This window comes from Paenibacillus senegalensis JC66, from assembly GCF_000285515.1.
In the GTDB taxonomy this organism is placed as follows: domain Bacteria; phylum Bacillota; class Bacilli; order Paenibacillales; family NBRC-103111; genus Paenibacillus_L; species Paenibacillus_L senegalensis.
This window is the reverse complement of the sequence record NZ_HE610957.1, coordinates 1,463,134-1,480,235: the sequence shown is the minus strand read 5'-3', so window position 1 is coordinate 1,480,235 and position 17,102 is coordinate 1,463,134. Positions and strand designations below refer to the sequence as shown.

The window sequence follows — 17,102 nt, the reverse complement described above, 5'->3', positions numbered from 1 at the left end:
GGAAAGTTACTTCGGCCTTATTACACAGGAATAGGGGTTATTCATTATGCCAGTTGTAAGCAAAGAGCAGCCATCCCCCAAGAAGACAATTGACCGCAACCGGTTTCTTTACCGGGTAATCCGGGATGCCAAAGTGAATAAGTACGTATACCTGATGCTGCTTCCTGTTGTCGCGTATTATGCGATTTTCCACTATGGGCCCATGTACGGGGTGCAGATCGCCTTTAAAGATTACGTTCCTTATCTGGGCATATCGGGAAGTGAATGGGTAGGATTAAAGCATTTTGAGGATTTTTTTAACAGCTATTATTTTTGGAGAATACTGCGGAACACAATTATTATTAGCGTGCTAGAGCTTTTGTTTGCATTTCCTGCACCTATTATATTGGCCCTGCTGCTCAATGAAATCAGAAATAACCGGTTCAAACGGACCGTTCAGACGATAACCTATCTCCCGCATTTTATTTCGATAGTTGTCATTGTCGGGATTCTCGTTGATTTTCTGGCCAGAGACGGATTGATTAACAACGTGCTCAGCATTTTTGGAGTAGAGCCTGTTGCCTATTTGCGGGAGCCTGAATGGTTCCGCACGATCTTTATCGGATCGGGGATTTGGCAATCCGTTGGCTGGGGCTCGATTATATATTTGGCGGCGATGTCGAATATTGATCCAACGCTTTATGAAGCCTCCAGGGTGGATGGCGCGAACCGCTGGAAGCAGACGATTCATATTACTATCCCGGGCATTATGCCCACCATTATTATTTTGCTGATTCTGCAGATTGGAAATCTGATGTCAGTAGGCACAGAAAAAATATTGCTAATGTATAACTCTAACACTTATGAAACAGCGGATGTGATAGGCACATACGTTTACCGTAAAGGGCTATTGGAATCCAATTTCAGCTTTAGTTCCGCAATCGGCTTGTTTAATTCCATAATCAATTTTACGCTCCTGGTCTTTGCTAACTATTTGAGCAAAAAGACGACGGAAACGAAGCTGTGGTAAGGAGGCCTGCAAATGAATAAACCTTCCTTGAGTGGTCGCCTGTTTGATTGGCTAAATGCGCTGTTTATGATCGTATTGTGCTTTTTGACCTTATACCCGTTTCTCTATGTGCTTATTGCGTCATTGAGTGAACCGACCTGGGTTGTCCAGCACCGGGGGCTGATGTGGTGGCCTCACGGGTTTAATTTCGAAGCCTACAAGCTCGTATTTGCCAACCCGTCTATTATTAGCGGGTATATGAACACTTTGTTCGTGGTTGTGGTCGGCACCGCTTTGAATGTTTTCCTGACCTCGCTCGGGGCCTATGGGCTTTCCAGGCAAAATGTGATGTGGAAAAATCCGATCATGTTTGCCATCGTGTTCACCATGTTTTTTAGCGGGGGCTTGATCCCTAACTATGTACTTGTCTCGAATATCGGGATAACCGATACGATATGGGCTCTTATTTTCCCTACTGCTATAAGCACCTTTAATTTAATTATTATGCGAACGTCCTTTCAGGGAATTCCGGTAAGTCTTGAGGAGTCAGCGAAAATGGACGGTGCCAACGATTTTACTGTACTGTTTAGAATTATCATCCCTCTCTCTCTCCCCGTTGTGGCGGTGATGGTCTTGTTTTACGGGGTAGCTCACTGGAACTCCTGGTTCCAGGCGCTGATTTATTTGCGGACACGTGATTTGTACCCGCTGCAGCTTATTTTAAGGGAAATTCTCATCACGAACAGTACGGAGAGCATGACGACCGGAGTTGGCGGCGGAGACCGCATGCCGATTGGAGAAACGATTAAATATGCCACGATTATCGTGGCCACGATTCCAATACTGCTGCTTTATCCGTTCCTGCAACGATTTTTTGTAAAGGGTGTTATGATTGGAGCGATTAAGGAATAGAGGACCCATGTATTTCCATGAATGATTCGGCTATGGTTAAAATATCGGGGAAGCGGCTATTCTAATATAGAATTTATTAAGTTTGCTGAATTATTGGTATGCAGGAGGAGTGGAATGTTCCGGTATTTGCTTGGCGAGCAAAAGCGAGTGGAGAAGGGAATATATGCTGACACGGTTAAAGCATTGAACCGGTACAGCGACCAGGCGGGAGAAGACCGCGCACTGGCGATCAAAATCGGTTCGTTCTCCCGCTCGCTGGATGAGCTGGAGCAAAGTCTGTACGCAGCTGAGCGATTCTCCAAGCTTGTTCGCAGCAAGTATTTTCAGGATTTAGGCGGGGAAGAGCTTCATCATTACCACTTGCATTTATATTTTTATAAAAATGCGCTGCTGCGTATTTTCTCCATTCTCGATAAATTAGGTTCTTTTCTTGATGAGCAGCATGAGCTGAATACCTCGGCGGTCAAGTCCCGCTTTTCTTATTTTACCGTGCTTCGTCATTTGGAAGCTTCTCCTGAGCTCAAGCCGCTGGCGAAGAAGCTGGGGGAGATCAAGCACCGCTACAAAGAGGAAATGGACGTATTACGCAAAGAGCGAAATATGGAGACCCACTTAATGAACACCGAATTGCTGGATGACTTGTTCCAGGCCGTTCATGCTGCAGCACAGCAAAAAATGCTCCTCGAGGACCGTGTGGGCAGGCTGCAAACACTTCAAAAAGGATATGAGATGGTTTGTTTGACCCTGCAAGCTGCTTTTTCGGATTGAGGCGATGGAGCCTCCTGAAAAGCGGCTTGCCTTTTGATTTTATTGGCCTTACGCATCTTGCGGTTCGCCCTGGCATCAGTAGAATCTTTTGCGGGAATGCACTATACTTAAACATAGTACTCATCAAGAATACCATCTTGACAATATAGGATGAGGGGGCTTTTTTTAACGAGAATCCAAAAGCCCCGGGCTTGAACTTTACAGGAGGGTGGCTATGGCGCAAAGGCAGGGTAAAGTCGCATTAATTACAGGAAGTGCCAAGGGACTCGGTAAAATGTCTGCAATCCAGTTGGCAGCACAAGGTTGCGATATAGCCATAAATTATGTTCATAGTGAAGCAGAGGCCGGCGAGCTGACCAAGTGGCTGGAGCATCTTGGGGTGCGAGCAATTGCTGTGCAAGGGGATGTCTCCCGTTCCGAGGATGTCCGTTCGATGGTAAAGGAAGTTGAGGAGCGGCTGGGGGGCGTAGATATTCTCATTAACAATGCAGGTCCCTTCGTCCGCGAGAGAAGGTTATTCGCTGAATATGATATGGATGAGATAGAGTATTTGATGCGTGGCAATTTACTTGGCGTGATGGAGCTGGATCATCTGGTGCTGCCCATGATGCGGCGCAAGCAGTGGGGAAGAATTATTCATTTTGGTTTTGGACGGGCCGGGGAAGCGACCAGCTGGCCGCATCGGGCTGTTTACGCGGCGGCCAAGGTTGGACTCGTTTCATTTACAAAAACGTTGGCTGTGGAAGAAGCCCCTTATGGAATTACGGTTAATATGATATGCCCTGGGGATATCCGCGGGGCAAACAAAGAAAAGCATATTCATGAGGTTGAGCATCTGACGGATGAAGAGTCTCCGCGAGGCCGCCCGGGTACGGGAGAGGATGTAGCGAGAATCGTGACCTTTCTATGTCAGGAGGAGTCTGATTTTATTACGGGCAACATTGTTGATGTCTCTGGGGGATTGGATCCGATCCGCAGCATTAAAGGGCCGGCCTCCTCTTCTCAATAATGGAGTATATAAAAGAAGAGGCCGTCTCACGGGGCGTGTCCGCTGTGAGAAAGCCTCTTGGTTAGCAGCCATTAAAATACTTGAACGACTTCTTCAATGCCTTCGACTTCTTCGACCAAAGCCCGTTCAATACCGGCTTTTAAAGTAATGGTGGAACTAGGGCAGCTGCCGCAAGCTCCCATTAATTTTAATTTAACGATACCATCCTCTACATCCACCAGCTCAACGTCACCGCCGTCGCGCTGCAGGAAAGGACGCAGTTTATCGAGAACTTCCAAAACTTCATCATACTTGGTGCTTTGAACATCCTGACTCATAATACGCCAACTCCTTTCTTATTGTTTATTATAATACAAATTGCATTAAATTTAAATGGTCTGCCCTAAAAGCCGGTCAGAAATTGAAGGAGGGATCCCGGATGAGACCGATCATTGAGTTTTGCGTTAACAATATGCATCACGGGACCGATGAGCTCGTTGCCAAACTGGAGGAAAATCCGGATCTGGATGTCATTGAATATGGCTGTCTGGGCAACTGCGGCGAATGCTACTTGAGTCCCTATGCTTTGGTAAATGGTGAAGCGGTATTCGCTCCAACCGCGGATGAGCTGTATGAGCAGATCCTGGCCAAAATTAAAGAAATAGAGGCCATGGACGAATTGTTCGACCTATGAGGCAGAACAGTTTAGCCAAAGTGGTGCTTGGACATCCAAAGCACACCGCTTTTCAATATACGGGGCACTTTGCCAAGCATGACAGTCCGTTTTCCCATTAAGGCGAAACCGGACTTTTTGCCGAGGGAGCCTAACACGCCCTTGAGCTTGATTTGCGTCAACTGAGGGGTTTCTCCCTTGTGCAGGGCTTGAATAATTTCCGCTACCTGCTTGCCTTGACCTTCTGCCGCTTGTGCGCTTGGCGAAAACCCCATGCTGGCACAGTCGCCCACGACATAAATATCAGGATAGCGCGGAATTTGATGGTATTCATTCAGCAGCACTCTGCCCTGGGAGTCCTTAGGCACATCGAGCTGCTGAACGACAGGACTTGGCTGAATGCCGGCCGTCCATACTGTAGTGTCCGTATACAGCATGTCTCCTTGATTGTAAATTACGCCTTCCTCCAGCCGCGTCACCGATACCTGGTTCAAAATTTCGATATCATGGCGTTCAAACCAGGTTCTGACAAATGATTGCAGTCTTCCGGGAAAAGCGGACAGAATACTTGTCCCTCTATCGAGAATACGGACATTTAAATCCGGCCGGCTTTCTCTTAGCTCGGCGGCCATCTCCACTCCGCTTAGCCCGCCGCCAACGATCGAAACGGTGCCATAAGGCTTGACATCATTAACCTTTTGAAACGTTTTTCTTGTGGCTGACAAGGATTGAATGCTGCTGGAATAAAGCTCTGCTCCGGGAATGTTATGGAATTTATCTACACAGCCAAGGGCAACAACGAGCTGATCATAGTTTAGCGGATCACGGTCTTGGAAGCGGACTTCTTTGGCTTCCGGGTCAATCTCAGCGATTTCTCCGTAGCATTTGCTTAATTGGGGGTGCTCGGGAAAGCCAGCTCGTATATTGATCTCAGCCACAGTACCGGCAGCGAGTGCATAATACTCCGTCTTCAATCCCTGGTAAGGGAGACGGTCGACCAGGATCAGCTCCGTCGTGTCGGGCAGTTCCTTATCCAGCAATTGATGGGCGACGGTTAGTCCGCCATAGCCGCCGCCCAAAATTACGATCTTCTTATTCATTAGCTATAAACCTTTCTGCGATAAAATGAGTAGCTATGCATATGACCTTATCATTAATGTAACCTAAGATTACCCTCGATTAATCTAGATTAATCTCCCATTGTCCGTTCAGAGGGTTGCGGTTTAAGGAACTGAACAAATTCCACCATTATTTTCCCGTGCCAAAACGCAAATTCATTCCATGATCGTTGTATGAGGAGTTAAGGTGTTTAGTATTCCTGAATAGGCTGATAGAACGTATCCCGCTCAACAGGTATCCGGCCAGCGCCTTTAATAAGCCAAATGAGCTCATCCTTGGTCAAGCCTTCGGGAGTCAGCGCTCCGGCCGCATGGCTGATCCGTTCCTGGACGATGGTTCCGTGCACATCGGAGGCGCCGAAAGTAAGAGCTAATTGCGTCAGCTCTGTGCCTAAATTAATAAAGTACGCTTTAATATGCGGAATATTGTCGACCATTAGCCGGCTTATCGCCAGTGTTCTCATATTGTCGTAAGCTGACACCCGTCTTTTGATGCCTGCTTTGATGCTGGCCGGCTGAACGGAATTAGGTATGAAAACCATAAATCCATCGGTTTCGGCTTGCAGTTCACGCAAATAAATCATATGCTGGATTCTTTCTTCCAACGTTTCGATGGAGCCGTACAGCATCGTAGCGTGTGTCTTTAAGCCCAGACGGTGTGCTGTCCGTTGCACTTCCAGCCATTGCTCGGTAGTGGCCTTGCCGACGCCCATTTTTTTACGGTATCGCTCCGACAGAATTTCAGCCCCTCCGCCTGTCAGGGTGCCTAAGCCGGCTTCCACCAGTGTTTTCAGCACTTCCTCATAAGTTAGCCCGCTAATTCTAGAGAAGAACTCAATTTCCGCAGCCGTGTGGGCTTTGATGGTCACATTCGGATATCTTTGCTTCAGCGCCCTTACATAATTCACGTAATAATCAAAGGGGACATGGGGGTTATGCCCTCCCGTAATGTGAAATTCCCGCATTTCGGGGTGAATGTGCTTGTCGATATATTCGAACATTTGCTCCGGACTTAGTGTATAAGCACCTTCTTCGCCTTCATCTCTGCGGAAGTGGCAAAAAGCGCAGTGAGCTTCACATACATTTGTAAAGTACAGGCTCATATTTTGGATAAAATAAACTTTGTTTCCGTTTTTGCGGAGATTAAGCTCGTTAGCCAGTTGGCCCACAGACAGAAGATCATCGGTTTCATAGAGAAACAGCCCGTCCTTAAGATTAAGCGGCTGTCCATGTGCAACCTTTTCTCTTATGCTCTCCATCATTGTATTTGGGGTGGGGACTACTATACCCATTTTGTCACACACCTTTCTTTATTCATTTTGCTGGAGAAACCAGCGCCAACCGGTCGTGAAATGATAATTACAAAAAAAGATAGTCCGCCGCAAAGCTGCGGAAACACTCGAGCCCAATTAAAGATATAACAAGCCATTAGAGCTGGCCATGCAACCTTTGTCCTTACCATTATAAACCTAGCTCCAAAGAAGCGGCAAGACAGAGTTCGACAGGAAAAGGGAGTAAAAAAATTGAAATTCATACGTTTTTCTGCAATTTATGCTTCCAATTATTTGAATTCTGTGTATACTAAATAATTGGTGATTAATTTTTTTAAGGTGATTAAAGGTGAAAAGTACGATGATGAATTTGGAAATTAATGAAGAAATTGAAGATGCCCGTAAACAAATGATTCAATTAGGGTGTCAACTCGGACTTCTTCATCCAAGAGTTGTTGAAAGCAGTGAGAACCTGGACAAATTATTGTTAAGTTATTATCACCAGCAAAAGAACCGGAGCCGCTATTAGTTTTATGTCACTTGAGACTTATCCCGAATAAGAGTATACTTATTTCTATAAAGAATAGATAAGAACTATTATTAATTAAACCTGCGTAATTCTGTTCTATATAGAGGAGGGACTCGTGATGATCCGAATCAGTGACTCTGCATCAGAGAAAATCAAGGAAATGCTGACTAGCCAGGACACACCCGATATGTTTTTGCGTGTAGGTGTCAAGGAAGGCGGCTGCAGCGGTTTTTCCTATGGTATGGGCTTTGATAACGAGCAGCACGATAACGATAAAACTTACGATATTAACGGACTGCAAGTAGTAGTCGATGAGGAAAGCTCGAAATACCTGTATGGTGTGGAGATCGACTACAAAGATGTTGGCATGGGCGGAGGATTTACGATTAACAACCCCAATGCGATTGCCACTTGCGGCTGCGGCAGCTCGTTCCGTACAAAGCCTGAAGAAGAAGCGCTGGCAGAGAAGTGCGATGATTAACGTATAACAGCAAGACCAGCATAAAGCCGCTGGGCGGTTTCCCGGTACAGATTGGTACTTGGAAATCGTCCTTTTTGCGTGTGCCGACTTCCACTACTTTCCACCGAACAAAGGTGTGTTTTTGTGGTATACTTTATACACGGATACAGGAATTCATGTATCCGCCTTCATAACTTTTTTTCTTTCTCTTCATTCATTTGCGCCTGTTCCTGCAACAGGCGCTTTTTTGCAATCCATCCCCAAATTACTGCCGGCTGCAGCTGGAATAGAATCTGGCAGGCGGGAACATATTTGGACCCTTCCGGTCATACATGTTATACAAAGGACGGTGGGACCGGAATGGAAAATAAGTTGGCCGCATATTTTGAGCTGAAGCAGCGTCAGCGGGAACTGGAAGCGCAGCTGGCAGAGCTGAGAGACGAGCTGATTGGATGGTTTGACGAGCCTATTCAAACTACATATGGCGGATATCATCTCCGCATTTCACTGCAGGAGAGAAGGGAATACGACGATCATTTGCTGTATAATCGCCTTCCTGATGGAGCGTTATGGAGAATGATGTCAAAGGCGGATCCCGCAAAAATTGCGGGCTTAGTGAAATTGAATGTGGTGTCCGAAGATCTGCTGGAGGGCACTTACAAAATCAAGCGAATCCCCTACGTGTACGTAAATAAACTGTGAAATAGTCCCAGCCGGGTTTTCGTTTGGGTGCACAAAGGCTTTGAGGCTGGCCGCTAGATTGATTCGGACGGAACTAGCAGGGAGGCAATACTTCACTTTCTGGGGGATTTGTCATAAATTCTTACAGCCGGACAACTTGTAATGTACAATAGGATAAAGAACTGCGGGCTTGTCAGCCCGCGAGTTCGATCAGATTAAGTGCAGTTGACCTTGGGGACAAGCTGTAAGGATGGGGGATATCGGGTGAAAATTAAAATCGTCATGGACGTGCAGAATTATCAGATTGAGGATGTGCTGGAGCTGGACGATGATAAGCTCGAGCCGCTGACGGAAGATGAGCTGCGGGCTGCAGTAGAGATTAATATCCGGGAATGGGCCAACAATCAAATTCAGATTGCTTGGGAGGTCTTGGAGAGCGAAGAAGAGTAAGCAGCTATTTTAACGATAGATAGTAACATCAGATTAATGTGAGGATTCACTCAGGGAAATGCGGGGAAATGACAAAACGGACAGAATAAGATTAAAGAAGGCAGCTCACGGATTAACCCCGCGAGCTGCCTTCTGCATATGATTTCATTAATTAGAACTTCAAGTTGCTGCTGTGTCCTGGAGACAATCTGGCTTCAGGATCTATATAAACCTTGGCGTTGTTTACAGCGGTTGGCGCTTCCCCGAAGCCTACGCAAATCAATTTCAGCTTGCCGGGATAAGTTGTAATATCGCCTGCGGCAAAAATACCGGGAATAGTAGTTTCCATTCTTGAATCAACTACTATCGAATTGCTCTCAATCTCAAAGCCCCATTCGGAAATGGGTCCTAGGGAGGAGACGAAGCCGAAATTAACAATGACGGCGTCAACATCGAGCACCGCTTCTTCCTTAGTCTTCAAATCAGTCAAGGTGACTTGATTGATTTGATCGTCACCATGAAGCCTGGTGATTTCCTTGAAGGTTTGAACTTGAACCTTGGATTTCATCAGCAGTTCAACGCTGTGCTCATGCGCTCTGAATTTGTCTCTGCGATGAACGAGAGTAACCTGCTTGGCGATCGGCTCGAGCATCAAGGCCCAGTCAACCGCAGAGTCGCCGCCACCGGAAATAATGACGTTCTGACCGGCAAAAGCGTTAAGATCACTTACGAAATAATGAAGATTCTTATTTTCGAATTGTGCAGCTTCCGGCAGGGTCAACTTTCTTGGTTCAAATGCGCCGATTCCGCCTGTAATAATGACCGCTTTGGAATAGTGCACGCCTTTGTCCGTCTTTAATTCGAACAGCCGCTCTTCTTGTTTCTTCAATCCGATAACCTTTTCTTCAAGACAAACCTCTACAGGGAATAAGCTCATCTGCTGGGATAAGTTGTCCACCAGCTCTTGGGCCCGGACTTTTGGAAAACCCGCTACATCATAAATGTATTTCTCGGGGTAAAGCGCAGCCAGCTGACCGCCCAATTGAGGCATGCTTTCGATAATTTTGACCGATGCCTGACGCATACCAGCATAGAAGGAGGCAAACATTCCTGCAGGACCCCCGCCAATGATTGTAATATCGGTTATTTCTTGTTGCTGTTGTGATGACACAGTACCAAACACCTCCGGGCAAATTTGAACAATCGTCTTATATTATAAACTTACACTGTCCTGAAATAAAGACCCTGCTTATTAGTTTTACTTATAAGAAATCGATAATTTGTTGAACAAAATCTTATATTGGCGGAGTTATGACGATTATCAGTGGTAATTAATGGTACCAGCCAATTTTGATGACGCAGCTAATTCCAGAATTCAGGAAATAAATGAGCAAGCAATCGTTGGAAATTGGGCTTGATATTTACCAGCGTAAAGTTTATTCTTTCATATGAATAGCTTGTTTAAACAGAGAAAAAGACAAGCAGGTTTTATGATTGGTAACTTTGTGTAATTTTTCACAATAGACTAGACTAACATACAATAATGGAGTGGTGGGAAACCCTATGGGCAGAATACCAAGAATCGTCATTTTGGGTGCTGGGTATGGAGGGATTGTGACGGCAATCCGGCTGCAGAAGGATCTGAATTATAATGAAGCCGACGTCACACTGGTTAACAAGCATGATTATCATTATATAACGACTCATCTGCATATGCCTGCTGCGGGGACGGACAAGCCGGAAAATGCGCGTGTGGAAATTTCCAAGCTGATTGATGAATATAAAATCGATTTTGTCAAATCGACCGTTACCGAGCTTAAGCTGAATGAGCAGAAGGTTGTACTGGAGGACAGCACATTATCCTATGATTACTTAATTATCGGCTTAGGCGGAGAGCCGGAAACGTTCGGTGTGCCCGGACTGCTGCAGAACGCGCTGAATATTCGCAGCATCAACAGTGTACGGCTTATTCGGGAGCATATCGAATATCAGTTCGCCAAATATAAAAGAGAGCCGCACCGTACCGATTATTTGACCTTTATAGTGGGCGGAGCGGGCTTTACCGGGATCGAATTTGTCGGCGAGCTGGCCGATCGGGTCCCCAAGCTTTGCAAGGAGTTTGATGTCAACCCGGAGCTGGTAAAAATTTATAATATTGAAGCGGCCCCGACCGCCTTGCCTGGTTTTGATCCCCAGCTGGTGGAATATGCCATACAGGTGCTGGAGGAAAAGGGTGTCACCTTCAAATTAGCCACGGCGATCAAGGAATGTACACCGGAAGGTGTTGTCCTGGCTACAGGGGAAGAGATACGTTCGGCTACTGTAATTTGGACTGGGGGGATCCGCGGCAATCATATGCTGGAGGAAGCAGGGCTGGAAACGATAAGGGGCCGTGTGGTCGTCGATGATTATTTGCGGACTCCCGAATATGACAACGTATTTGTGCTGGGAGACTGCTCTATGGTGATGAGCCCGGAGGGTAGGCCGTATCCGCCTACTGCACAGATTGCTACCCAGCAGGGGGAGCTCTGTTCATACAATCTGGTAGCGTCGATTCGCAATGCCCCTCTTAAAAAATTTTCCTTCCATAACCGGGGAGTAGTGGCGTCTCTTGGCAGGCGGCAGGCGATCGGTCTGGTAGGCAATCATAAGCTGACTGGAAGGAAAGCAGCCTGGATGAAAAAAATGATTGATTTAAGATATTTGTACATGATCGGCGGCATTCCGTTAGTTGTTAAGAAAGGCAAGCTGTAGGAAAGACTGTGTTTCGTTAAAGGGGGGGATGATGATGAGACATTGCAGCGTCCAAGTCAGAGGACTGCTCACGCGGGAAGAACTCGACCGTTACAATGCCCTTATGGAGGTCGGTCACTACTTGGAGAGCCAGAACCGCTACGACTTGGTTTATCCGGTGCAGAAAGAAATTGATATTCTTATTCTGCCGGCGATTGAGCGGTTGAAAGAAAAGGGCCGGCAGCGTGACCGGGATACGGAGGAATATTTAAAAAGCAAGCAGGAAAGCCAGGAAGACGGCGAATAATGATGATGAGAGGCCGCTGCCAAAGCAACGATAAAATGACTTTAGCGGCGGCCTCGTCTACGTTGTCGTTCCATTTATAAGGAAAGCATTTGTCTCGCTTTATCTGCATCAAGCAAATTGCCAACATAAAATTCGCCGAATTCTCCGAAACGCGCGCTCGCCTCGTCGAATCTCATTTCGTATACCAGCTTTTTAAATTGCAGGGCATCGTCAGAGAATAAGGTTACGCCCCATTCCCAATCATCCAAGCCAACGGAACCGCTAATAATTTGCTTAACCTTTCCGGCATAACTGCGCCCAATTAAGCCGTGGCTGCGCATCATTTCGCGGCGCTCTTCCATAGAAAGCATATACCAGTTATCCTGGCCTTCGCGCTTTTTGTTCATTGGATAGAAGCAGTAATGCTTGGATTTAGGCATGATCGGCTTCAGCCTGGCAGCAACATGGGGATCTTCCATTGGATCCGTGCCGGGCTTGGCCATATAGCTGCTCAGCTCCACCACCGAAACATAGGAATATGCAGGCAGCAGGTGCTGGGCCAGGATTGTTTTATTGAAGGCTGTCTCCAGCTCATTAAGCTCTTCCAACGTTTCTCTTAGATGAGTAAACGACAAGTCTGCTTTTTGTCCGACAATGCTGTAGAACGCAGAGCTTCCTTGCTTATCGTTCTCGATGCTTTGCCAATCCTGGAGCAGCTGCTCCAGCTCCTCTATCGCTTGAGCTCGTTCTTGATCACTTGCGTATCTCCAAGACGGCCAGTTGATGGTGCGGAAATCATGCAGGGCATACCAGCCTTCCAGCGTTTGGACGGCTTCACTCATGGGCATTCACTCCTTATTTATAGTGCCTGAACTGGCTTGGAACAGCTAAATTATGCTGTTTCTCGACAGCTTGTTCCTCTTCATTGTAGCTAAATGGAAGCCTGGGAGCAAACGGTAAAAGCGTCATAATAATGACAATTTGTTGGCTTTACTTTTTCTTTCGCGGTAAGCTACAATAAATAGAGAATTGATGTTTTGGAACAACTAAGCAAGGGGTGACCATACTTTGAACATCGTCATAGAGGTCCTGCAGCTGTTCGTGCTGATTCTGCTGGCCTTTTGTATGTTTTTCGGCCTGGGCTTCATTTTAAATATGCTGCTGAAAACCACATGGTTTCCAATCTATGCGTATATTATTTTCGTTGTTGGCCTCGTTTATTGGACTTGGGGACACGAAACTTTTTTAGAGAATATCAGCGGGTATACTTTGGCTGACTATTTACCGCTGATTAGCGGGCTGGCCGGTGCTGTGCTGAGCGGGTATACGATCAGGCTGCTGCGGGTGAAGGGCTATAAAATGTTTTAACCACAGCGATTATTATAGTGAAGAGCATTTCTTGGATAAAGATCTGGAAAATGGGGACAAGCCTCTTTCTAAGCAAAGGGTTTGTCCTTTTTCTGCACTTGCAGGCATTCTCTGTCTTTAGAGAGGATCAATAGTGTGGTAAAATGAAGATTCAACAGTTTAAGGCGGGTGACCAAAGGAATATGCGCATCACTAACCAATTGCATTTTACAGAAAATCACCGCTATTGCGTATACCGGGATTTTGCGCTCAGCAGCCTGGATTACCGACTGCTTGGAAGCCTCTACCAGCCGATGATCGGAGCTATGGCAGTAGGCATTTATTACAGCCTGTATCAGCAGCTGCCGGGGGACCGGATCGGATTTTCTGCCCTGGAGCAGCAGAGGCGCCTGTTTCTCAGTCTGGATCTCGAGCCGGGAGAGAAAGGGCGGAGTTTTTTTATTGAGCAAAGCTCGAAGCTAGAAGCTGTAGGCCTTATGCAAACCTCCCGCCGATATTTAAGCTCTAGTGAAGATTATGTTTATGACTATCAATTATTCCGTCCATTGTCACCGGAGGAGTTTTTCAAGAACCAGCATTTGACCCTTTTGCTGAGGGACAAGGTGGGCAAATATATGGTCCTTTCCTTGAAGGAAGAGCTGATGTCGGAAGAGCCCGCGGAGCTGACCGGCTCCCAGCGGGAGAACCTGTCCGTTCCATTTTATGATCTGTTCCGTCTGAACACTCAGGTGGTTGATTATGAGCTGGAGCAGGCGATTTACCAAACCGCTTCTGACAGGCAGACTGGCGGGGGACCTGATGTGATCAGTAAAGGGTTTGATTATGCTGATATTATACGCAGATTTCCTAGAGAATCGGTTAACCGCAGCTATGTAGAAGCTTTGAAATATAGGCTGGATCAGCTGGCGGTCATTAATATTACGGCAAAGAAATACCAGCTAACGCTGTTAGAAACATGCCGTTTGCTGGATGAAGACGAGGTTTTTGATGAGGAAGGACATCTTCAGGAAGATGTGCTGAAATATAAGGCAAATCTTTATTTTCGCCAAAGCAAGAGAAGAACTGAGCAGCATGCAAGGCATCTGGCCGACCGCCAAGCGAATCAGCAGGACGAGCCGGCTGTGGAGCAGCCCGTAGAGATGAATTATTATGTCGAGGTTCCACCTCTATTTCAGGGGCAGTGTGATATTCACCAATACAATATGATTCTCCGCAATGAGCCTTATACGCTCGTCCTGCAGCGTTTTTTTTCACAGGGCAGCGTGCCGGACGGGGTTCTCGACATTTTTCAAAAAATCGATTTAAATTACAAGTTGAAAGAAGAAGTTATCAACGTTCTTATCCATTATATTCATGTTGACCGCCGCTCCTGGGCCAAATCTTCGATAGAGGCTGTCGCTTCCGACCTGCTCGGCAAGCAGATTCATACATATGAGCAGGCAGTCGAATATATCCGCGAGAAAATGAACTACAAACAGCAAGCGGAACGCAGACGCGGCACTAAAAGGGCTTCCTCCCCGGGCTGGAAGAACAGCAAGCTGAAAGGCAAGCCGGAAATTCCGGTGATTACGGACAAGCCTGCTGCGAAGAAACTGTCCCAGGCGGAGCTGGAAGCGATAAGACAGAAAGCGATGAAGCTTGACGGCAAGCTGTAAAAAGCGGCAAGCTGACAATGAAACACACTAGAGCAGCATAACTTGAGAAACAAGCTAGGTAAGGATGCCAGGTAAACATACTAGGTAGACATACTATCTGGCCGATACTATTGAAATAACAAGAACAGGGGGAAGATGATGGAATCGCTCGGGGATTTGCTTAAACAGCTGGCGGACAGGCCTATGCTCAAGAGCCGGGAGGAAAAAATCAGCAAGCTGCTTTCCGACCCTTTGATCGAGAACTGGAGAAAAGCATATCCGCTCGCTAGCCAGGAGGACATCAGGCTGAACCTTAACAAGTTCTACCAGTATGCGCTGGAGCATCGTAACTGTTCCCAATGCCCGGGACTCGAACGCTGTCCTAACGACTATCCGGGGCACTATACGATGGTCTCTGCGGAACAGCTGGAGGGCAGCAGTCATATTTATGAACGCAAAGTCAGCTGCGACAAATATAATGCCAGCCTTAAGCAGGAAGCTATCCGCAACCGGATTCGCAGCTTCTATGTAGATCAGAGATCACTGCAGCAGGGATACTCTGCGGATGAGATCGTTCGCATGGATTGGGAACGAGCGGAAGCGGTAGATCGGGTGCTGGACTATATTTTGCTGACGAAGGAGAATGGCCTGCAGACCAAGGGTCTGTATTTAGCCGGGTCGTTCGGTACCGGCAAAACCTTTTTAATGGGCTATATGCTGTATGAGCTGGCCAAATCGGGATTAAGCGGTGCGATCGTGTACATGCCGGATTTCGCCGAGGACCTGAAGGGGATGTTCCAGGAGCCGCAGAAGCTGAAGGAAACGATCGATCTGCTCAAGGAAACCGATCTTCTCGTGTTTGATGATATCGGTGCGGAGAATCTTAACCCATGGTTAAGGGATCATGTGCTTGGCACGATATTGAATTACCGGATGAACCGCAAGCCAACTTTTTTTACCTCCAATTATGAATTGGACGACTTGGAAAAGCATTTCAGCTTTACGAATCGCGATGGGGAAGAGGAGTTCAAGGGAAAGCGGATTATGGACCGGATTCGCCACTTTGTCGAAGAGGTGTACGTTGCCGGATTTAACAAGCGGGAACGCCGTGAGGCCACATAAAGAGGCGTACCGTGCTGTCGTATGTGGCAAGGATTAAAGCAAGCGCAAATCACAGCCTTTGGTACGGGAGAAGAAACCGCGATCACAAAAAAAGTTGGACAGAAACTAGCTTTCCGTCCAACTTTTTATCTTTTGGGGCTTAATTGTACATCACAGCCCTAATTACAACTGTAGGGACTTATTGCTTGGAGCCCCTTCCTTCTGGCAAAGTGCGGATAGTTAAATGATCTGTTTCAACAATACCGCTACCACAAAGATCAATGTCATTACGGCAAACATTCCTGCGAAGCCAAGTGCCACATCTATGAAATCATTGCGGGGTTCTTCATTGACGTGGTGCCCCGGATGCTTAGGATCCAACATGGATATTCCCTCCTTGAACGGCTATCCCTCGATGCATTTCTTAGTCTATATCCAAGTATACCGAACTATGCGGATTGTTGTAAAGCTTTAGGTACTGCCTGAAATCATCCTTTCAATTATTCGTAACAAGTTAGCCATATTTGTCCTGAGTTTTTTTTATTTTAGCTTAACTCGATTTCATCTACAATTAGGAAAACAAAGGATGATATGATATACTTAAACATGAGCATTCGCATAACTTGTTAATGCAAATGCTGACATAGCAGGCATGACTTTCTTAGTATCATGGCCACGGTCTGCAGATACAATATGAACACGAACAAAGATAAGGGAGGACATCCATCATGGCTATTGTTAATGTTTCTGACTCATCCTTCAAAGAAGAAGTAGAAGGTCAAGGCACTGTCCTTGTTGATTTTTGGGCCCCTTGGTGCGGTCCTTGTAAAATGATTGCCCCAATTCTGGAGGAACTGGACGGGGAAATCGGGGATCAAGTAAAGATCGCTAAAGTGAACGTGGACGAAAACCCTGAGTCCGCATCTCGCTTCGGGGTCATGAGCATTCCTACGCTGATTGTCTTTAAAGACGGCCAGCCGGTTGACAAGGTAGTTGGTTTCCAATCGAAGGATGCACTGAAAGGCGTAGTATCTCGTCATCAATAATTAATGGGATTCCATACACATGGTGAACAAGAACTCTTTTTCTGCTATGCTGAAAAAGAGTTCTTTGTTTCGTGCGGATTACCGGAAGAGGATTGAAGCAGTGGAGGGGGGGATTGC

21 protein-coding genes are annotated in these 17,102 nt (G+C 46.6%); 15 read left to right on the top strand and 6 right to left on the bottom strand.

Annotation, left to right across the window (positions count from 1 at the left end; all coding sequences use genetic code 11):
- Positions 1–46 precede the first annotated feature (46 nt).
- The 4 genes from PSHG_RS06870 (at position 47) to PSHG_RS06855 (ending at position 3,677) form a co-directional block, all read left to right on the top strand.
- Entirely contained in the window at positions 47–1,009 is a 963-nt protein-coding gene (locus PSHG_RS06870) for an ABC transporter permease (RefSeq protein WP_010271215.1), read from the top strand.
- A gap of 12 nt (positions 1,010–1,021) precedes the next feature.
- Complete coding sequence (locus tag PSHG_RS06865) at positions 1,022–1,900, top strand: carbohydrate ABC transporter permease (protein WP_010271213.1); 879 nt, start codon at positions 1,022–1,024, stop codon at positions 1,898–1,900.
- 114 nt (positions 1,901–2,014) lie between these two features.
- Positions 2,015–2,668, top strand: coding sequence for a Cthe_2314 family HEPN domain-containing protein (locus PSHG_RS06860; protein WP_010271211.1), 654 nt, complete (start codon positions 2,015–2,017; stop codon positions 2,666–2,668).
- 214 nt (positions 2,669–2,882) lie between these two features.
- Complete coding sequence (locus tag PSHG_RS06855; protein WP_010271210.1) at positions 2,883–3,677, top strand: SDR family oxidoreductase; 795 nt, start codon at positions 2,883–2,885, stop codon at positions 3,675–3,677.
- A 71-nt stretch (positions 3,678–3,748) separates the two neighbouring features.
- Here the strand turns inward: PSHG_RS06855 and PSHG_RS06850 are convergent, their stop codons facing one another.
- The gene (locus PSHG_RS06850) at positions 3,749–3,994 is read right to left on the bottom strand and encodes a NifU family protein (RefSeq protein ID WP_010271208.1); all 246 of its coding nucleotides are present in this window, start codon (positions 3,992–3,994) and stop codon (positions 3,749–3,751) included.
- Between the two features lie 101 nt (positions 3,995–4,095).
- On the opposite strand from PSHG_RS06850, the gene PSHG_RS06845 reads away from it, so the two are divergent.
- Positions 4,096–4,350, top strand: a complete 255-nt coding sequence (locus PSHG_RS06845) for a YuzB family protein (protein WP_010271207.1) — start codon at positions 4,096–4,098, stop codon at positions 4,348–4,350.
- Positions 4,351–4,361: 11 nt separating this feature from the next.
- Here the strand turns inward: PSHG_RS06845 and PSHG_RS06840 are convergent, their stop codons facing one another.
- Both PSHG_RS06840 and mqnE read right to left on the bottom strand, forming a co-directional pair.
- The gene (locus tag PSHG_RS06840; RefSeq protein WP_010271204.1) at positions 4,362–5,429 is read right to left on the bottom strand and encodes an NAD(P)/FAD-dependent oxidoreductase; all 1,068 of its coding nucleotides are present in this window, start codon (positions 5,427–5,429) and stop codon (positions 4,362–4,364) included.
- Between the two features lie 209 nt (positions 5,430–5,638).
- Positions 5,639–6,739, bottom strand: coding sequence for an aminofutalosine synthase MqnE (mqnE, locus tag PSHG_RS06835; RefSeq protein WP_010271201.1), 1,101 nt, complete (start codon positions 6,737–6,739; stop codon positions 5,639–5,641).
- Positions 6,740–7,079: 340 nt separating this feature from the next.
- Here mqnE and PSHG_RS29890 point away from each other — a divergent pair, with 340 nt between their 5' ends.
- From PSHG_RS29890 to PSHG_RS06815, 4 genes are all read left to right on the top strand, one after another.
- Complete coding sequence (locus tag PSHG_RS29890) at positions 7,080–7,247, top strand: aspartyl-phosphate phosphatase Spo0E family protein (RefSeq protein ID WP_010271198.1); 168 nt, start codon at positions 7,080–7,082, stop codon at positions 7,245–7,247.
- Positions 7,248–7,365: 118 nt separating this feature from the next.
- Positions 7,366–7,728, top strand: coding sequence for a HesB/IscA family protein (locus PSHG_RS06825; protein ID WP_010271196.1), 363 nt, complete (start codon positions 7,366–7,368; stop codon positions 7,726–7,728).
- 339 nt (positions 7,729–8,067) lie between these two features.
- The gene (locus tag PSHG_RS06820; protein WP_026021221.1) at positions 8,068–8,409 is read left to right on the top strand and encodes a hypothetical protein; all 342 of its coding nucleotides are present in this window, start codon (positions 8,068–8,070) and stop codon (positions 8,407–8,409) included.
- Positions 8,410–8,652: 243 nt separating this feature from the next.
- Positions 8,653–8,838 (top strand): DUF7167 family protein, encoded by a 186-nt coding sequence (locus PSHG_RS06815; RefSeq protein ID WP_010271188.1) that lies wholly within the window; start codon positions 8,653–8,655, stop codon positions 8,836–8,838.
- 151 nt (positions 8,839–8,989) lie between these two features.
- Here PSHG_RS06815 and PSHG_RS06810 read toward each other — a convergent pair whose 3' ends face one another.
- Complete coding sequence (locus PSHG_RS06810) at positions 8,990–9,988, bottom strand: NAD(P)/FAD-dependent oxidoreductase (protein WP_010271187.1); 999 nt, start codon at positions 9,986–9,988, stop codon at positions 8,990–8,992.
- Positions 9,989–10,380: 392 nt separating this feature from the next.
- Between PSHG_RS06810 and PSHG_RS06805 the strand changes: the two genes are divergently transcribed.
- Entirely contained in the window at positions 10,381–11,571 is a 1,191-nt protein-coding gene (locus tag PSHG_RS06805; protein WP_010271185.1) for an NAD(P)/FAD-dependent oxidoreductase, read from the top strand.
- A 34-nt stretch (positions 11,572–11,605) separates the two neighbouring features.
- Entirely contained in the window at positions 11,606–11,857 is a 252-nt protein-coding gene (locus PSHG_RS06800) for a hypothetical protein (RefSeq protein ID WP_010271183.1), read from the top strand.
- A 74-nt stretch (positions 11,858–11,931) separates the two neighbouring features.
- On the opposite strand, the gene hemQ is transcribed toward PSHG_RS06800, so the two are convergent.
- Positions 11,932–12,678 (bottom strand): hydrogen peroxide-dependent heme synthase, encoded by a 747-nt coding sequence (hemQ, locus tag PSHG_RS06795; protein WP_010271181.1) that lies wholly within the window; start codon positions 12,676–12,678, stop codon positions 11,932–11,934.
- A 283-nt stretch (positions 12,679–12,961) separates the two neighbouring features.
- Between hemQ and PSHG_RS06790 the strand changes: the two genes are divergently transcribed.
- From PSHG_RS06790 to dnaI, 3 genes are all read left to right on the top strand, one after another.
- Positions 12,962–13,204: a YuiB family protein gene (locus PSHG_RS06790; protein ID WP_042121524.1), complete on the top strand. Its 243-nt coding sequence runs from the start codon at positions 12,962–12,964 to the stop codon at positions 13,202–13,204.
- 182 nt (positions 13,205–13,386) lie between these two features.
- The gene (locus tag PSHG_RS06785; RefSeq protein ID WP_026021220.1) at positions 13,387–14,859 is read left to right on the top strand and encodes a DnaD domain protein; all 1,473 of its coding nucleotides are present in this window, start codon (positions 13,387–13,389) and stop codon (positions 14,857–14,859) included.
- A gap of 138 nt (positions 14,860–14,997) precedes the next feature.
- Complete coding sequence (gene dnaI, locus PSHG_RS06780) at positions 14,998–15,960, top strand: primosomal protein DnaI (protein WP_010271174.1); 963 nt, start codon at positions 14,998–15,000, stop codon at positions 15,958–15,960.
- A 219-nt stretch (positions 15,961–16,179) separates the two neighbouring features.
- On the opposite strand, the gene PSHG_RS30260 is transcribed toward dnaI, so the two are convergent.
- Positions 16,180–16,323, bottom strand: a complete 144-nt coding sequence (locus tag PSHG_RS30260; protein WP_010271171.1) for a YqzM family protein — start codon at positions 16,321–16,323, stop codon at positions 16,180–16,182.
- 344 nt (positions 16,324–16,667) lie between these two features.
- On the opposite strand from PSHG_RS30260, the gene trxA reads away from it, so the two are divergent.
- On the top strand, positions 16,668–16,985 hold the full coding sequence (trxA, locus tag PSHG_RS06770; protein WP_010271169.1) for a thioredoxin: 318 nt from the start codon (positions 16,668–16,670) through the stop codon (positions 16,983–16,985).
- The last annotated feature ends 117 nt before the right edge of the window (positions 16,986–17,102 follow it).

What these genes read in the sequence shown, in the direction of transcription:
- PSHG_RS06785 (WP_026021220.1), top strand. Translation starts at nt 13,387, where the DNA reads ATGCGCATCACTAACCAATTGCATTTTACAGAAAATCACCGCTATTGC.
- PSHG_RS06855 (WP_010271210.1), top strand. Translation starts at nt 2,883, where the DNA reads ATGGCGCAAAGGCAGGGTAAAGTCGCATTAATTACAGGAAGTGCCAAG.
- PSHG_RS06820 (WP_026021221.1), top strand. Translation starts at nt 8,068, where the DNA reads ATGGAAAATAAGTTGGCCGCATATTTTGAGCTGAAGCAGCGTCAGCGG.
- PSHG_RS06860 (WP_010271211.1), top strand. Translation starts at nt 2,015, where the DNA reads ATGTTCCGGTATTTGCTTGGCGAGCAAAAGCGAGTGGAGAAGGGAATA.
- dnaI (WP_010271174.1), top strand. Translation starts at nt 14,998, where the DNA reads ATGGAATCGCTCGGGGATTTGCTTAAACAGCTGGCGGACAGGCCTATG.
- PSHG_RS06870 (WP_010271215.1), top strand. Translation starts at nt 47, where the DNA reads ATGCCAGTTGTAAGCAAAGAGCAGCCATCCCCCAAGAAGACAATTGAC.
- PSHG_RS06825 (WP_010271196.1), top strand. Translation starts at nt 7,366, where the DNA reads ATGATCCGAATCAGTGACTCTGCATCAGAGAAAATCAAGGAAATGCTG.
- trxA (WP_010271169.1), top strand. Translation starts at nt 16,668, where the DNA reads ATGGCTATTGTTAATGTTTCTGACTCATCCTTCAAAGAAGAAGTAGAA.
- mqnE (WP_010271201.1), bottom strand. Translation starts at nt 6,739, where the DNA reads ATGGGTATAGTAGTCCCCACCCCAAATACAATGATGGAGAGCATAAGA.
- PSHG_RS06840 (WP_010271204.1), bottom strand. Translation starts at nt 5,429, where the DNA reads ATGAATAAGAAGATCGTAATTTTGGGCGGCGGCTATGGCGGACTAACC.
- PSHG_RS06800 (WP_010271183.1), top strand. Translation starts at nt 11,606, where the DNA reads ATGAGACATTGCAGCGTCCAAGTCAGAGGACTGCTCACGCGGGAAGAA.
- hemQ (WP_010271181.1), bottom strand. Translation starts at nt 12,678, where the DNA reads ATGAGTGAAGCCGTCCAAACGCTGGAAGGCTGGTATGCCCTGCATGAT.
- PSHG_RS06805 (WP_010271185.1), top strand. Translation starts at nt 10,381, where the DNA reads ATGGGCAGAATACCAAGAATCGTCATTTTGGGTGCTGGGTATGGAGGG.
- PSHG_RS06850 (WP_010271208.1), bottom strand. Translation starts at nt 3,994, where the DNA reads ATGAGTCAGGATGTTCAAAGCACCAAGTATGATGAAGTTTTGGAAGTT.
- PSHG_RS06790 (WP_042121524.1), top strand. Translation starts at nt 12,962, where the DNA reads ATGTTTTTCGGCCTGGGCTTCATTTTAAATATGCTGCTGAAAACCACA.
- PSHG_RS30260 (WP_010271171.1), bottom strand. Translation starts at nt 16,323, where the DNA reads ATGTTGGATCCTAAGCATCCGGGGCACCACGTCAATGAAGAACCCCGC.
- PSHG_RS06865 (WP_010271213.1), top strand. Translation starts at nt 1,022, where the DNA reads ATGAATAAACCTTCCTTGAGTGGTCGCCTGTTTGATTGGCTAAATGCG.
- PSHG_RS29890 (WP_010271198.1), top strand. Translation starts at nt 7,080, where the DNA reads ATGATGAATTTGGAAATTAATGAAGAAATTGAAGATGCCCGTAAACAA.
- PSHG_RS06845 (WP_010271207.1), top strand. Translation starts at nt 4,096, where the DNA reads ATGAGACCGATCATTGAGTTTTGCGTTAACAATATGCATCACGGGACC.